The sequence below is a fragment of the Nocardioides sp. S5-5 genome, from assembly GCF_054954065.1.
The window spans coordinates 4,503,314-4,517,331 of the sequence record NZ_CP199913.1; the positions used below are offsets into that span (position 1 = coordinate 4,503,314).

The following is a 14,018-nucleotide window of genomic DNA, read 5'->3' on the forward strand; positions in this document are numbered from 1 at the left end:
CTGATATAGACGAACGCCTCAAGGTGGCCTACGGTGCGTCCATGGAGTTGGTGAGCGACCCGCGGCTTCGCGAGATCATCGAGCAGATCAGGCCCTTCGTCGAGGCGAACCCCGCCCCCGCGGAGCGACAGCCGCCCGCGGACCCGGTCGAGCGGGACGCGTGGTTCGCCTCGTTCACCGCCGAACGCGAACGCCAGCAGGCGATGACGGTCGAGATGAGCGGCGGCCCGGCGCCGGCGCCCGACGGTGTCGAGGTCAGCCTGGTCCGCATTCCCGTCACCGGCAGCTGCGGGTGGTCCGGCTGCGTCCCCTGCTCCGACGGCGCCATCGACGCGATCGTGTATCGACCGGAGGGCATCACGGACGCGCCCGCCTACCTGCACTTCCACGGCGGTGGCTTCTGGACCGGCGGCAGCCTGGACCTGCTGCGACTCAGCGCCCCCCTGCACGGCGCCCGCGCACTCGCGCTCGGCGTGGTCGTCGTGGACGTCGACTACCGGATGGCCGGGACCCACCGGTTCCCGATCCCTCCGAACGACTGCCACGCCGCGCTCGAGTGGGTGAGCGCGCACGCCGTCGAGCTCGGCGTCGACGTGAGCCGCCTCGCGGTCGGTGGCGGCAGCGCCGGTGGCGCACTCGCCTCGGCGGTGGCCCTGATGAGCCGTGACCGGGGAGGGCCTGCCCTGTCGGCCCTGGTCCTCAACATCCCGGTCACCGACAGCGGGTGCTCGACGGCCTCGCTCCGCACGTTCGCGGAGGGCTACACCATGACGCGCGAACACGCGCTCCAGATGTGGGAGATGTATCTCGACTCGCCGCTGGACGCCTATGACCCCTACGCCTCGCCCATGCACGCCACCACCCTTCGTGAGCTGCCGCCGACGTTGGTCGTGCTGGGGGACTACGACGTGCTGCGCGACGAAGGACTCGCCTTCGCCGAGCGTCTCGTGGAGGACGGCGTGACGGTGACCATGCGGCGCCTCCCCCAGACCCATGGCGCGCTCCTTCCCGAGAACGGACCGGAGACCGAGCGGCTCATCGACGCCCACCTGCGGGCAAACCTGCTCGCCCCCTAGGCCGAGCCCATGGTCGCCACCGAGATCAAGCCCTCGTTCTGCCGGGTGTGCCACAACTTCTGCCCGGTCGACGTCCACCTCGTCGACGGCGTCCCGCAGAAGATCACCGGTGCGGTCGGCAATGACATCTACCGCGGCTACACCTGCATCAAGGGCCGCTCCCACCCGGCGCTCTACTCCCACCCCGAACGCATCACCCGCTCCCTGAAGCGAACGCCGGACGGACGGCTGGTCGAGATCGCGACGCTCGACGCCGTCGATGAGATCGCCGAGCGGCTGCGGGTCGTCCTCGACCGGCACGGCCCGCGCGCATTCGCCCTCTTCGCGGGCACCTACGTCCCGTTCGAGAACCCGATCAACCTGAGCATGGTCACTGCGTTCGTCCGGGCCGTCCAGACGCCCATGCTGTTCACGACGAGCACGATCGACCAGCCCGGCAAGCCCATCGCACGCGGGCATCACGGTGTGTGGATGGCACCCAGCCAGGCGTTCAGCGACCCGGAGGTCGCGCTCGTCGTCGGCAGCAACCCCCTCGTCAGCCTCACCGGGCCTGCCGGCTACCCCATGTCCCAGCTGCGCAAGCTCGAGGAGCGCGGCGGCCACCTCATCGTCATCGACCCGCGCCGGACCGAGACCGCCCGTCGCGCCACCGTCCACCTGCCGGTGCGGCCCGGCGAGGACGCCACCGTCCTGGCCGGGATGATCCGGATCCTCCTGGACGAGGGGCTCGTCGACCACACGTTCGTCGACGAGCACGTGGAGGGACTCGAGCGACTGCGGGCCGCCGTCGCGCCGTTCACCACCGACGTCGTGGCCAGTCGCGCAGGGATCGATGCCGACGAGCTCCTCCGTGCGGCGCGACTGATCGGCCACGCGCCGCGCGGGTACGGCGCCACCGGCACCGGCGCCAACATGTCGGGCAACGGCGTCCTCGTCGAGTACCTCGTCCTGTGCCTCACCTCGCTGCGCGGTCACTGGACCCGCGCCGGCGAGGTGCTGCCGAGCCCGAGTGTGCTGACCAGCGCCGTCGCGGCGCCCCGGGCCCAGGCCCGTCCGCCGGCTCCGGTGGTGGAGGGCGCCGAGCAGCTCCGCGTGCGTGGTCTGGCGCAGTCCCACGCCGGCATGCCCACCGGCGCGCTCGCCGACGAGATCCTCACGCCCGGCGAGGGTCAGGTGCGGGCCATGATCAGCACCGGCGCCAACCCGGCCAAGTGCATCCCCGACCAGTTGAAGGTGGTGGACGCGTTGCGCTCCCTCGACCTCCTGGTCCAGGTGGACGTCCAGCTGTCCGCGACCGCCCGGCTCGCCGACTACGTGATTGCCGCGCAGCTCCCCTACGAGATGCCCGGCACCAACGCGTTCATGCAGCGGATGGCCGAGTACACCGTCGGGGCAGGGCTGCCGGCCCCGTTCGGGCAGTACACAGAGGCCGTGGTCGAGCCACCGCCCGGGTCCGACGTCATCGAGCAGTGGCGCTTCCTCTACCTCCTGGCCCAGCGACTCGGCCTCTCGCTCGCCTTCGACGGGCTCGTGCCCGATGACTCGGAGCCGACCGGCCTGGACATGGAGGGCCCGGGTGACCTCGACGCGTTGATGGAGCTGGTCCACGCCGGGTCGCGCATCACGCTGGACGAGGTGCGCCGACACCCTCAGGGGGCCGTCTTCTCGGAGCCCGCGGTCGTGGTCGCTCCTCGGGAGGAGGGGTGGACCGGCCGCCTCGACATCAGCAGCGCCACGATGCTGGCGAACCTCGCCACGGTGCTGGCGGAGCCCGAGGAGCCGGCGGACGACGGGTTCCCCTTTCGGCTGCTGGCCCGGCGGCTCCCGTACGTCATGAACTCTCCCACGCTGGTCTCCCCACCCGGCAGACCCGCCTACAACCCGGCCAGCCTGCACCCGGACGACCTCGCGGCCCTGGGCATCGAGGACGGCGCCCTGGTGGAGATCCACTCCCCCCGCGGCGGCGTCGTCGCGGTCGCCGCGGCGGACCCCACCCTGCGACCGGGCACGGTCTCGTGCACCCACTCCTTCGGGGACCTGCCGGGCGAGGACGACGACGTCCGGCGCTGGGGAACCAGCGTGGGGCGACTGATCGCAGACGACGTGGCGTTCGACCGGTATTCCGGTCAGCCCCGGATGAGCAACGTCCCGGTGCGGGTCGCCGCGTACGGCGGGGCGTCATGAGCACGTCCGGTGATGCCCCGGTGCTGATCGAGGGCCGCGACGGAGTCCTGGTCATCACCATGAACCGGCCCGAGGTCCGCAACGCCGTCGATGGTCGTACCGCGGCCATGCTGGCCGAGGCGTTCACGACGCTCGACGCGGACGGCGCCTGGCGCGTCGGCGTCCTGCAGGGCGGGAGCACTTCGTTCTCGGCCGGGGCCGACCTGCGCGCCGTCGCGGCCGGCGAGTCGCCGTTGGTGCCGGGCCGGGGCTTCGGAGGTCTCACCGCACGTGCGCCGCGCAAGCCGCTGATCGCCGCCGTGGAGGGCTACGCCCTCGGCGGTGGGTTCGAGATGGCGCTGGCCTGCGACCTGCTGGTCGCCTCGCGCTCGGCCCAGTTCGGGCTGCCGGAGGTCACCCGCGGACTCATCGCCTCGGCGGGCGGACTCCTGCGCCTCCCCACCCGGGTCCCACACTCGGTCGCGATGCGGCTCGCGCTCACCGGTGAGCGCCTGAGCGCCGTGGATGCCCACGCTCTCCACCTCGTCACCGACCTGGTCGAGCCGGGTGCAGCCCTCGATGCGGCGCTCGCCCTGGCCGCCAGGATCGCCGCCAACGCCCCTCTCGCCGTCCAGGCCAGCAAGCGCCTCGTCGCAGGTGCGGTCGATCCCACCGCCGACCCTGCCTCCTCGGAGCTGCTCGCCCTGCAGGCCGATCTCCAGGCCGAGATGCTCGCCTCGCGCGACGCGGCCGAGGGGATCGCCGCCTTCCGGGAGAAGCGGCCCCCTCGATGGCAGGGCCGCTGACCTCCGACGGATCCTGCCGCCCTACCTCGCCAGGTGGGAGCGCGCCGAGGCCGCTGCGGCAGCGCCGTCGCCGGCTGCGGCCACGGCGTACCCGGGGAAGTCGCTGCGCAGCTCGCCGACGGCGAACACCCCGGGCCTCGAGGTGCGCATGCCGGCGTCCACCCGGACCCTGCCGTCGGCGACCAGGTCGACCAGGCCGTGCAGCACCGAGGACGCCGGGGCCATACCCGTGTTGACGAACAGTCCCGCCAGGTCGAGGTCGGCGACGTCACCGGAATCGAGACCCCGGACCTGCACGGACCCCAGGACTCCGTCGTCGGATGCCAGCGAGATCACCTCGGCGCGCGGCAGCACCCGGATCCGGTCGCTGAGCGCGACAGCGCTCCGGGTGGCCGCGGACAGGCCCGGCTCCGCGAGCCCGGTGACCAGGGTGACGTCGGAGGCGTAGCGGGCGAGGACGAGCGACTCTCGTCCGGCCCAGTCGCCGTCGCCGACGACCGCCACCGAGCGCCCCTTGAAGAAGGGCCCGTCGCAGGTTCCGCAGTAGGAGACTCCACGTGCCTCGAGCTCGGCCTCGCCGTCGAGCCCCAGCCGCTGGCGACGGGCGCCCATGGCCGCGATGACCGTCCGGGCCCGGACCTCGTTCTCGAAGCCGCGCACGACGAAGCCGTCGGGCTCGACGCGGATCTCGCTGACGTCGTCGTACAGGAAGTGGGCGCCCGCCTGAAGGGCCTGGCCCTCGACCCGGCTCGCCAGCTCGCTGCCGGAGACGGGGTCGGTGATCCCGGGGAAGTGCACGACCTCCTCGAGGTTGATCAGCTCGCCACCCAGGACGATCTCGGTGACCACGACCGTGCGCAGCCCCAGGGTCGAGGAGAACAGTGCCGAGGACAGCGCCGCCAGTCCGCCACCGACGACCGCCACGTCGTAGGTACCGTCGTCCTCCTGCTCCACGGCAGGGGCCAGTCCCCTCTGCTCCGGGACGTCGGGGACCGCGCGCGTCTCGTCCACCTCGACCCGGACCGGAGAGGCAGCCTGCGACGTCTCGGCGACCGGTGCAGCGGCGGGGTCCTCGCCGAGGAGGCCGAGGATCCGCATCACCTGCGGGAACGCCTCGCGGGCGCGCTCCTCGATCTCCGCCTGGTCGAGGCTCGAGACCGGATGCGCGACGCGGGCGAAGGCGTAGCCCGGGAACCCGCGTCGAGCAGCCATTGCAGATGCCGAGGCGAGGAACGGCTCGGTGCAGATCGCGGCCGTGGGCACTCCCCGCGACTCGAGATCCGTCGCCACGTGCATCGTGGTGGCCGAGCACGATCCGCAGTCTCCGAGCCCGGTGAGCACCAGGTCACAACGCTCCACCAGGTCGTCGAGCTGGGCCGCGGAGGGAAGCATCACGCCCTCGGTGATCACGGGGCCCACCAACTCGACGTGGGGGAGTTCGGTCCTCAGCAACGCCGCCACCGCCTCGAGCAGCTCCGGTGCGTTGCGCTTGGTGTTCGCGAGCAGACCGACGACCAGCGTGCTGGTGGAGACCGGGCGGGCGGCCGTGCCGACCTCCTCGACCGTGTCGTCCGGGACGGGGACCAAGGCCTCGATGGTCATGACACCAGCCTCCTGTTCTTGCTGGGGTGGGTGCAGGTAGCCAGGCTCATGCCGTCTGCACCGGACGAAGGATGAACTGACCCGGTGGCGTGTTGTAGCACCAGCTGGTGATGACCGACGAGATGCCCGCATTGCGACCGCCGCCCACGATCAGCGCGATGTCACCCGGCTCACGGGCGCCGTACCGGTAGGCGACCCCGTCCACGGTCCGGTCCCGCGAGGGATCCGGCTTGGCCCTGAGCCCGACCCGGTCGAGGTCGGACATCGGACGCCGGAAGTTCTCGTACAGGAACTGCGTCGCGTCGGCCTTGGTCCACCCGTGCTTGGAGCCGATGAGATCGGCGTGCTCGGGCCCCATCATCACCACCACCGGGCCCCCCGGGATCAGGGCGCCCAGGCGCGAGAGGGTGTCGGCGATGGTCAGCAGGACCCCCTCCGCGCTCGCACAGCTGCGGTTCTCGATCGGCTCGGGGCTGCGCCCGCTCATCACCATGACCGTGCTGGCGTCGGCGTCGAACCCGCGCCCGACGTGGAACGGCTCCCACGGGGACTGCTCCTCGTTCTCCGCGACGCAGAATCCGAGCTTTCCGGGGTGACCCTGCGTCGCCTGGTCGAGCGAGGACGGCGTGAAGCCGAGGACGTTGCGCAGGACCAGCCGCAGCGCGCGGCCGATGGCCACATTCGCGTGCGAAGCCGGTGCGTAGAGGTTGGTGCCACTGTTCATGTCCAGCTCGCCGCGGATGGGTCCGTTGACGATCGTCAGCTGCGCGCCGCCGCCCGTGCTGGCGTTGGACATGTAGAAGAACGTGCGGTCCCCGGCGCCCCAACGACGGTCGGCCCAGCCTTCGATGGCCGCGACGACGACCGGGAAGTGGGCAGGCGCGCAGCCTGCCAGCACCGCGTTGACCGCCGCGAGCCGGACGTCGACGTCACGGCGGTTCTCCTCGACGCTGAGCAGCACCTCGTCCGGCCGACGTCCGGCCGCGGCGAGAAACGCCTCGACTCGCTCGGACGTCGGCACCGTCACGGGCAGACCGTCGGTCCAACCGCGCTCGGCGAAGAGAGTGCCGAGCGCGGCTTCGGACGGGCCGGAGACCGTCGCGACGCTCACAGCGAGGCGCCGCCGTCGGTCCCGATGACCTCCCCGACGATGGCGCTGGCCGCGTCGGAGGCGAGGAACGCGACGACGTTGGCGGTCTCCTCGTGCAGCAGGTAGCGACCGAGCTGGTTGCGGATCATCGAGTAGAACCACATGTCGTTGAAGGTGGGGATCTTGGCCTTGGTCCGCACCATCGACCCCGGGTTGACGCCGTTGGCGCGCACCCCGTGCTGGATCGCCTCAGCGGCCAGGAACTTGGTGAACGACGCGAGCCAGCTCTTTCCCGTGCCGTACAACAGGTTCCTCGGCGCGGTCGGCATGTTCGCCGAACCGCTGCCGATGTTGATGATGTGGCCCCGGCCCTGCGGGATCATGTAGTCCAGCGCCGCGCGGCTGGCGTACATCGGTCCGGCGATGGTGCCGTGCAGCGAGCGATCCATGTCCTCGCGGGTGGCGGCGCTGAAGTCGACCACTGCGACGTCGACCGCGCTGTTGACGAGCACGTCGATGCCCCCGAGGAGGTCGTTGCACTCCGCCATCCACCGCTGGATGTCGTCGTAGTTGATGGCGTTCCCGTACACACCGAACGCGCGCGTACCCCACTTCTGCGACACCCGCTCGGCCACACCGTGCGGATCGGGGCCGGTGTACTGCGCCATGCTGCCGGTGTCACCCGACTCCTTGACCTTGATGTCGACCAGGGCGACATCGGCACCGAGCCCGGCGAAGCGGTGGGCGCAGGCCTGGCCCAGCCCGGCGCCCCCACCTCCCGTGATGACGACCTTGCGCCCTGTCATGTCGAGCAGGTCGGTGACCCGGCTCTCGATCGAGTCGAACGGCATCCGCTGCTCGTCCCAGAGCAGGTCCAGGCTGTCTCCTGCCTCCACCGCGCGGGCATAGAGCTTGTTGAAGTAGTCGTTGCTCACCGAAGTCGTCCGTTCTCTCGCGCCGAGGTCAGTGCCCGAGGCGAGTGGGGCCGGCGTCGCTGAAGGTCACATGGCCTTCACCGCTGGCCGCTCCTCGCATGTCGTCGGCGAGCGGGGTGTCCAGCTCGTGCAGGCGCGGCAGCACCTCCTTGGCGAACAGGCGCATCGACCTCTCGGCCAGCTCGACCGGCATCGCGCCGAAGCGGACATTCAGGACGAACTCGTCGGCGCTGGTCTTGGCCTGGATCTCCTTGAGCTTCTCGAAGACCTGGTCCGGCGTTCCGTACGCCTGCGGGCGGGCGGACTTCTCGGCCAGCGTCTCCTGATCGACGATCTCGGTGCTCATCTTGGCGTACTGCTCGTAGCCCTTGGTGTTCTTGAACCGCTCGGGATCGTCGAACTGGTAGTGCAGCTTGCTGCTCTCGCCGGCCTCGAGGGAGTGCACCTTCATCGCCTCCCACGCTTCCTCTTCGGTGTCCGTGCACACCATGCGGACCACGACGGTCGGCTGGGTCGGCTCGAGGCCGTTGCCGGCGCGAATGCTGTTGAAGGCGGCGACGTCGACCGAATAGTCGTCCCAGCTCTTCTGGTTGGTCATGAGCATGCCGAGGCCCGCGTTGGCAGCGATGGGCAACGTCTCGGGGCTGGTCCACGCGATGCGCATGCGGTCCATCAGGCGCTGCGGGTTGCGGTACATCGGCCGGATCGAGGTCTCGGGGATCGAGAAGTGCTCGCCCTCGTGGGAGAAGAACTCCGACGACATCGCCTTGCGCAGGATCTCCAGCGTCTCGTTGAACCGGCTGCGGGCCTCGGCCATCGGCACCCGGAACGCGTCGAACTCACGGATCGCCGCACCCCGGCCCATGCCGAGCGTGAGTTGACGGCCCTGGAGCAGGTTGTCGAGCGCGGAGATCTGGTCGGCGACCACCATCGGGTCGTACCAGGGCAGGACCACGATCATGGTGCCGAAGTCGATCCGGCTGGTCCGACCGGCCATGAAGGTGAGGTGCTGCAACGCCCCACCCGTCATGACATAGGGCGTGAAGTGGTGGTCGATCGCCCAGTACGAGTCGAAGCCCAGCGGCTCGACGAGCTCCGCGAGTGCGATCTCCTCGTCATAGATCTGCTGGTCGGTGACCTTCGGCGGGCCCGGCGTCTTCGCCAGGAATCGCTCCCAGTCGTGGTAGTTCTGAAAGTTGAAGTGAACGCCGACCTTCACGGTCTGACCTCCGGCATCGTCATCGTCGGGAACGGCGCACGGTGCTGTCATGTGAGCACGACAGGCGCCTGGTCCTGGCAGTGAACACCAGCCGACGGCGCCGGCCCCACGACTCCGTTCCGGCTCGCAGAACCGCTCGGAAAGCCCGGCGTCGACCGTTCTGCCCTGCAGGACGGCGTCCTTGTCGAGCAGTGGTCCGGCCACCAGCATCGCGGCATGAAGATCGGCGCACACCTCGCGGTGACCACCCACACGATCGACGCAACCACGCTCGGTCGCGAGCTCGAGGCCCACGGCTTCGAGTCGTACTGGGCGCCCGAGCACACCGTGGTGCCCGAGCACCCGAGCATCCCGTTCCCCATGACCGGCGGCGAGATCCCGGACGTCTACCACCAGATGTCGGACCCCTTCGTCGTGCTCAGCATGGTCGCCGCGGTGACCACGGACCTGCGGGTCGCCACCGGTGTCTGCCTGGTCCCTGAGCATCCGCCGCTGACGCTCGCAAAGGCGGTCTCGACGCTCGACGCGTTCAGCGGAGGCCGCTTCATGTTCGGGTTCGGGACGGGCTGGCTGCGAGAGGTCACCGAGCTGCACAACCCTGCGGCCGCGGCCAAGCCGTGGGGCTACTCGTTGCAGGCCGTCGAGGCGATGAAGCGGCTGTGGGCCCACGAGTCCGCGGCGTACGACGGCGACCTGGTCTCCTTCCCCGAGATGGTCTGCGACCCGCGGCCGGTCCAGCGCCCGGGTCCGCCCGTGATCGTCGGCGCGCAGCCCACACCGGTGGCGGCCCGGCGCATCGCCAGGTACGGCGACGGCTGGCTGGCCACCGGGGTGTCCCCGGACGGCGTTGCCGAGTTCCGCGCCTCCATCGACGCCGAGTGCGAGAAGATCGGGCGCGATCCCGCCGAGGTGGTGATCACGGTGGGCGTGCGCGACCCCAGCGAGGAGATCCGCGACGCCTACGAGGCCGCGGGCGCCGAGCGACTGATGGTCCTGCTCTACAACCACCCGGGCACGCCGATCCCCCTCGACCAGTGGTACGACGTCGGGGTCGCCACCTTGTCCGCTCCTCCCCCCACTCGGGATGAGACCCTGCGCGCGATCGAGGCGGTCTCGAAGATGGCCGGCCTGTGAGGGCCGGCGTCCCCCAGGTCCTGCTGGAGGGTCTGCACTTCGCCGAGAGCCCGCGCTGGCACGACGGACGCCTGTGGTTCTCCGACATCTTCGCCGGCAAGGTCATGACCGTCGACGAGTCCGGTCACGCCGAGGTCGTCGTCGAACTGACCGACGGTCGGCGCCCCAGCGGCCTCGGCTTCCTCCCTGACGGCCGGCTCCTGATCGTCGACCTCAGCGAGCCCACGATCCTGCGTCGCGAGGCGTCCGGTGAGCTCGTGGTCCACGCGGACCTGTCCGCGGTGACCAACGGTGGTCTCAACGACATGCTCGTCGACGAGAACGGCCGCGCCTACGTCGGCTCGATGGGGTCCCATCCGAAGGGCGCACCGCGCCCCGAGGACGCCGACGGCCTGATCATCCTGGTCGAGACCGACGGCAGCGCGCGGGTGGTGGCCGAGCACCTCAACGCACCGAACGGGCCCGCGCTCCTCGATGGCGGCCGGACCTACGTCGTGGCCGAGTTCCCCGCCCAGCGGCTGACGGCCTACGACCGTGCGGAGGACGGCTCGCTGTCCGGTCGTCGTACGTGGGCCGACCTGGCCCCGGGCAGCGCCGACGGAATCGGCGTGGCTCCGGACGCCGGCCTGTGGTGCGCGTCGCCGTGGACCTCGGACTGTCGCCGCGTCCTGGAGGGCGGCGAGGTCGCCGAGCTCGTGGACCTCGGGGACCGGATGCCCCTCGCCTGCGCCGTCGGCGGTCGGGACGGCCGCACCCTCTTCGTCCTCAGCTGCCTGGGCGGGGCCGACGCGATCACCGCCCGCACCTGCACCTCGGTGATCGACGTCGTCCGACTCGACCAGATCGCCTGACCACCCGCCCCCTCACGGAGCCGACCTACGGTCCGGTCGGGGCGGTCCGACCATGTGCGCGCGCCAGGACCGCCTCGGCCCGCAGCACCACCGGGCGGTCCACCATGCGGCCGTCGACGACGGCGACGGCCCGACCGGCGACTGCGGCGAGTAGCCGTTCGGCGGCGACGACCTCCTCGGGGCCGGGCGCCAGCGCGGCGTGCACGTGCGTGACCTGGCCCGGATGGATGCACAACTTGGCGGTGAAGCCTCCCGCCAGCGAGGTTGCCGTCTCCCGGCGCACGACGTCGGCGTCGCGCACCTCGGTGGTCACCCCGTCCACCGGCGCGGGCAGCCCCGCCGCGGCTGAGGCAGCGACCAGCGCGAACCGCGCCGGCCACAGCCGCAGCGTGTCGTCCGGGTCCAGGCCCAGCTCGGCGGCCAGGTCGAGGTGGCCGAGCACCAGCCTGGCCACCCCGGCTGCCTGCGCCACCTCGCACGCATCCAGGACGCCTCGCGCCGTCTCCACCAGCGGCAGCAGCACGCTGCCCGCGGGCAGGCTCGCGTACGCCGCGGCCAGGGCGTCGGCGTCCTCCGCCTTGGCCACCATCACGGCGACGGGGATGCCGAGCGAGGCCAGCCCGGCCAGGTCGGCCCGGCCCCGCTGCGTGCGAACGTCGTTCACGCGGACGACGGCCTCGGTGCCGGAGCGCAGGAGGGCCTGGACGTTGTCCAGCGCGACCTCCTTGGCGGCTGGCGCCACCGCGTCCTCGAGGTCGACGACCACGACATCGGCCTCGCTCGCGAGCGCCCGGGCGAACCGCTCGGGCCGGTCGCCCGGAACGAACAGGAACGAGCGCGCGGTGGCCCACCGCGAGGTCGGGTGCGGCATCAGGGTCCTCCTGGGCGGGATCGGGCCGTTGTCTGCTCAGCGGGAGGATGCCACGGCACCGGCTGCCTCCAGGGCCGCGATCCGCTCCGCGTCGAGCCCGAGCTCGTCGGCGAGGACGGCCGCCGTGTCCTGGCCGAGGTAGGGAGCCGGCTCGGCGCCGCCAGGGACCGAGGCGAAGGTCAGGGGCGAGCCCGGGACCAGATAGGGCCCGACACCGGGCTGGTCGATCTCGGTGACGATCGGGTTCGCGCCTGCGGAGGTCTGCAGGTGCGCGACGGCAGCCGAGAAGGTGCGGTACGGCGCCCAGACCAGTGACGTCCCGGCCAGGCCGGTGCTGACCTCGGCGGTCGAACGGTGGGCGAACCAGCGCTGGAAGAGTCCGGCGAGCACCTCGCGGTACTCGAAGCGGTCCTCCTCGCGCGAGAAGTCGACCCGGAGCGACTGCTCGAGCGCCGCCACCGGCTGGGCCATGTTGGTGAGCCGGATCAGGTCCGCCCAGTGCCGCCCGCTCAACGCGACCACCATCACCCGGCCCCCGTCCGCGCAGAGGAAGTCGCGCGCGAATCCGCCGTAGAGATAGTTGCCGATCCGCTGCCGCTCGCCCCCCAACTGCGCCTCGGCGAGGAAGCCGAGGTTGCCGGCCATGGCCAGGGCGACATCGGCCAGCGCGACCCTGATCCGATCGCCCTCCCCGGTGCGATCGCGGTGGCGCGCAGCCGCAGCGACGCCGAGCGCGGCGTAGAGGCCGCACGCGATGTCCCAGGCAGGGAGCACGTGATTGACCGGGTCGGCGTGGCCAGCCGGGCCGGTCACGAACGGGAAGCCCACCTCGGCGTTCACGGTGTAGTCCACGGCAGGAGTGCCGTCGCTACGGCCCTCGACCTGGACGTGGATGAGATCGGGAGCCGCCTCCCGCAGGGCGTCGTAGGACAGCCAGTCGCGTCCGACCGCGTTGGTGAGGATGACAGCGGTCCTCGGTGGACAGGCTGCCACGAGGTCACGGATCAGCCCTCGCCCCTCGGTCCCACGGAAGTCCGCCATCAACGAGCGTTTGCCCTTGTTCAGACCGGCCCAGTAGAGGCTGGCTCCGGAGGCGGCCAGCGGCCAGCGCGCCCGGTCGGCGGCGCCGCCGATCGGGTCGATCCGGATCACGTCCGCGCCGAGCTGGGACAGCGTCATCCCGCCGAGCGGCGCGGCCACGAACGAGGAGATCTCGAGGACCCTCAGGTCCGAGAGCGGGCCCTTGGACTGCGTCATGCGACTCCTCATCCGTCGGAGACATGAAGGAGGACGCCCGGCGGGCGTGTTCATATCTGATGTATGACATAGCGTACGCCTGACCACCGCCACTCACCAGGAGACCCACCATGACCGACACCCTCGGCGCCTCCGATCGCCTGGACCTGGACCGGGTCCGAGCGATCGCCGGTCTGCTGGACCGCGCGACCGACGACCTCGTCCCGGGCGCGCCCCTGCCGTTGATGTGGCACTCCTGTTTCCTGTTGCCCCGGCCGGCGAGTGCGGAGATCGGACCCGACGGGCACCCGCTGCTCGGGTTCCCCACCCCACCCGCTCCGGGCCTACGCCGCATGTTCGCGGGCGGCCGCATACGCGTCGGCACCCTGCCCATCGGCGCGGAGGTCACTGCCACGACCCGGGTCTCAGGCACGAAGGAGCGCGAGGGCCGCACGGGTCCCCTGCACTTTCGTACGACACGCACCACGCTGAGCGTCGACGGGACCGAGCTGCTCGCCGAGGATCGCGACATCGTCTACCTGACGGCAGCGCGCACGACGCCCGTACCGGCCGAGGACCTACGTGATCGCGTCCCCGACGAGGTCCGCTCTGCGGCGTACACACGCAGCGTCGACGTCGACTCGGTGCTGCTGTTCCGCTTCTCGGCACTCACCTACAACGCTCACCGCATCCACTACGACCGCACCTACGCGCGCGACGTCGAGGGCCACGCCGGTCTGGTCGTGCACGGCCCCCTCCAGGCCATGCTCATGGCCGAGGCAGGATCCGCGCTGCTGGGTCGATCCACCGAGATCACGATGGAGTACCGCCTGATCGCGCCGCTCTATGAACACCAGGGCCTGCACGTGGTCGGGGAGAGCGACGGCCAGGGCGCCCGGGTCCGGGTACTCGACGGGAGCGGCCGCGAGACCGCCCGCGCGAGCTTCACCGGGACGGTCGAGCCGTGAGTCCTTCGCTCCGATCCTTGCCGGACCGGTCAGGCCGTCCGGTCCGGCCCGCGGAACACGCCCCGGA

General features: G+C 71.2%; 12 protein-coding genes. 6 read left to right on the forward strand and 6 right to left on the reverse strand.

What is annotated here, in order from left to right; all coding sequences use genetic code 11:
* The first annotated feature begins 41 nt into the window (after positions 1 to 41).
* Genes ACUP6Y_RS21770 through ACUP6Y_RS21780 form a run of 3 tightly spaced genes read left to right on the forward strand, consistent with a single transcriptional unit; the run spans position 42 to position 4,045 of the window.
* The gene (locus tag ACUP6Y_RS21770; RefSeq protein WP_462553055.1) at positions 42 to 1,076 is read left to right on the forward strand and encodes an alpha/beta hydrolase; all 1,035 of its coding nucleotides are present in this window, start codon (positions 42 to 44) and stop codon (positions 1,074 to 1,076) included.
* A gap of 9 nt (positions 1,077 to 1,085) precedes the next feature.
* The gene (locus ACUP6Y_RS21775) at positions 1,086 to 3,260 is read left to right on the forward strand and encodes a molybdopterin-containing oxidoreductase family protein (protein WP_462553056.1); all 2,175 of its coding nucleotides are present in this window, start codon (positions 1,086 to 1,088) and stop codon (positions 3,258 to 3,260) included.
* The gene (locus ACUP6Y_RS21780; RefSeq protein ID WP_462553057.1) at positions 3,257 to 4,045 is read left to right on the forward strand and encodes a crotonase/enoyl-CoA hydratase family protein; all 789 of its coding nucleotides are present in this window, start codon (positions 3,257 to 3,259) and stop codon (positions 4,043 to 4,045) included. The genes ACUP6Y_RS21775 and ACUP6Y_RS21780 overlap by 4 nt, the downstream gene beginning before the upstream one ends.
* Positions 4,046 to 4,066: 21 nt before the next feature.
* On the opposite strand, the gene ACUP6Y_RS21785 is transcribed toward ACUP6Y_RS21780, so the two are convergent.
* The 4 genes from ACUP6Y_RS21785 to ACUP6Y_RS21800 are packed head-to-tail and all read right to left on the reverse strand — an operon-like array spanning position 4,067 to position 9,101.
* The gene (locus tag ACUP6Y_RS21785) at positions 4,067 to 5,647 is read right to left on the reverse strand and encodes a UGSC family (seleno)protein (protein WP_462553058.1); all 1,581 of its coding nucleotides are present in this window, start codon (positions 5,645 to 5,647) and stop codon (positions 4,067 to 4,069) included.
* Positions 5,648 to 5,693: 46 nt separating this feature from the next.
* Positions 5,694 to 6,758: a hypothetical protein gene (locus ACUP6Y_RS21790; RefSeq protein ID WP_462553059.1), complete on the reverse strand. Its 1,065-nt coding sequence runs from the start codon at positions 6,756 to 6,758 to the stop codon at positions 5,694 to 5,696.
* On the reverse strand, positions 6,755 to 7,672 hold the full coding sequence (locus tag ACUP6Y_RS21795) for an SDR family NAD(P)-dependent oxidoreductase (protein WP_462553060.1): 918 nt from the start codon (positions 7,670 to 7,672) through the stop codon (positions 6,755 to 6,757). The genes ACUP6Y_RS21790 and ACUP6Y_RS21795 overlap by 4 nt, the downstream gene beginning before the upstream one ends.
* 28 nt (positions 7,673 to 7,700) lie before the next feature.
* The gene (locus ACUP6Y_RS21800; RefSeq protein ID WP_462553061.1) at positions 7,701 to 9,101 is read right to left on the reverse strand and encodes an LLM class flavin-dependent oxidoreductase; all 1,401 of its coding nucleotides are present in this window, start codon (positions 9,099 to 9,101) and stop codon (positions 7,701 to 7,703) included.
* A gap of 6 nt (positions 9,102 to 9,107) precedes the next feature.
* Between ACUP6Y_RS21800 and ACUP6Y_RS21805 the strand changes: the two genes are divergently transcribed.
* Entirely contained in the window at positions 9,108 to 10,025 is a 918-nt protein-coding gene (locus ACUP6Y_RS21805) for a TIGR03619 family F420-dependent LLM class oxidoreductase (RefSeq protein ID WP_462553062.1), read from the forward strand.
* Positions 10,022 to 10,876 (forward strand): SMP-30/gluconolactonase/LRE family protein, encoded by an 855-nt coding sequence (locus tag ACUP6Y_RS21810; RefSeq protein WP_462553063.1) that lies wholly within the window; start codon positions 10,022 to 10,024, stop codon positions 10,874 to 10,876. The genes ACUP6Y_RS21805 and ACUP6Y_RS21810 overlap by 4 nt, the downstream gene beginning before the upstream one ends.
* 25 nt (positions 10,877 to 10,901) lie before the next feature.
* Here ACUP6Y_RS21810 and ACUP6Y_RS21815 read toward each other — a convergent pair whose 3' ends face one another.
* Both ACUP6Y_RS21815 and ACUP6Y_RS21820 read right to left on the reverse strand, forming a co-directional pair.
* Positions 10,902 to 11,747 (reverse strand): HpcH/HpaI aldolase/citrate lyase family protein, encoded by an 846-nt coding sequence (locus ACUP6Y_RS21815; RefSeq protein ID WP_462553064.1) that lies wholly within the window; start codon positions 11,745 to 11,747, stop codon positions 10,902 to 10,904.
* 36 nt (positions 11,748 to 11,783) lie between these two features.
* Complete coding sequence (locus ACUP6Y_RS21820) at positions 11,784 to 13,004, reverse strand: CoA transferase (protein WP_462553065.1); 1,221 nt, start codon at positions 13,002 to 13,004, stop codon at positions 11,784 to 11,786.
* Between the two features lie 110 nt (positions 13,005 to 13,114).
* Here ACUP6Y_RS21820 and ACUP6Y_RS21825 point away from each other — a divergent pair, with 110 nt between their 5' ends.
* The gene (locus ACUP6Y_RS21825) at positions 13,115 to 13,951 is read left to right on the forward strand and encodes an HTD2 family dehydratase (protein WP_462553067.1); all 837 of its coding nucleotides are present in this window, start codon (positions 13,115 to 13,117) and stop codon (positions 13,949 to 13,951) included.
* The last annotated feature ends 67 nt before the right edge of the window (positions 13,952 to 14,018 follow it).

Coding starts and splice junctions, on each gene's coding strand:
- ACUP6Y_RS21815 (WP_462553064.1), bottom strand. CDS start 11,747: ATGCCGCACCCGACCTCGCGGTGGGCCACCGCGCGCTCGTTCCTGTTC.
- ACUP6Y_RS21800 (WP_462553061.1), bottom strand. CDS start 9,101: ATGCTGGTGGCCGGACCACTGCTCGACAAGGACGCCGTCCTGCAGGGC.
- ACUP6Y_RS21775 (WP_462553056.1), top strand. CDS start 1,086: ATGGTCGCCACCGAGATCAAGCCCTCGTTCTGCCGGGTGTGCCACAAC.
- ACUP6Y_RS21820 (WP_462553065.1), bottom strand. CDS start 13,004: ATGACGCAGTCCAAGGGCCCGCTCTCGGACCTGAGGGTCCTCGAGATC.
- ACUP6Y_RS21780 (WP_462553057.1), top strand. CDS start 3,257: ATGAGCACGTCCGGTGATGCCCCGGTGCTGATCGAGGGCCGCGACGGA.
- ACUP6Y_RS21770 (WP_462553055.1), top strand. CDS start 42: ATGGAGTTGGTGAGCGACCCGCGGCTTCGCGAGATCATCGAGCAGATC.
- ACUP6Y_RS21825 (WP_462553067.1), top strand. CDS start 13,115: ATGACCGACACCCTCGGCGCCTCCGATCGCCTGGACCTGGACCGGGTC.
- ACUP6Y_RS21785 (WP_462553058.1), bottom strand. CDS start 5,647: ATGACCATCGAGGCCTTGGTCCCCGTCCCGGACGACACGGTCGAGGAG.
- ACUP6Y_RS21805 (WP_462553062.1), top strand. CDS start 9,108: ATGAAGATCGGCGCACACCTCGCGGTGACCACCCACACGATCGACGCA.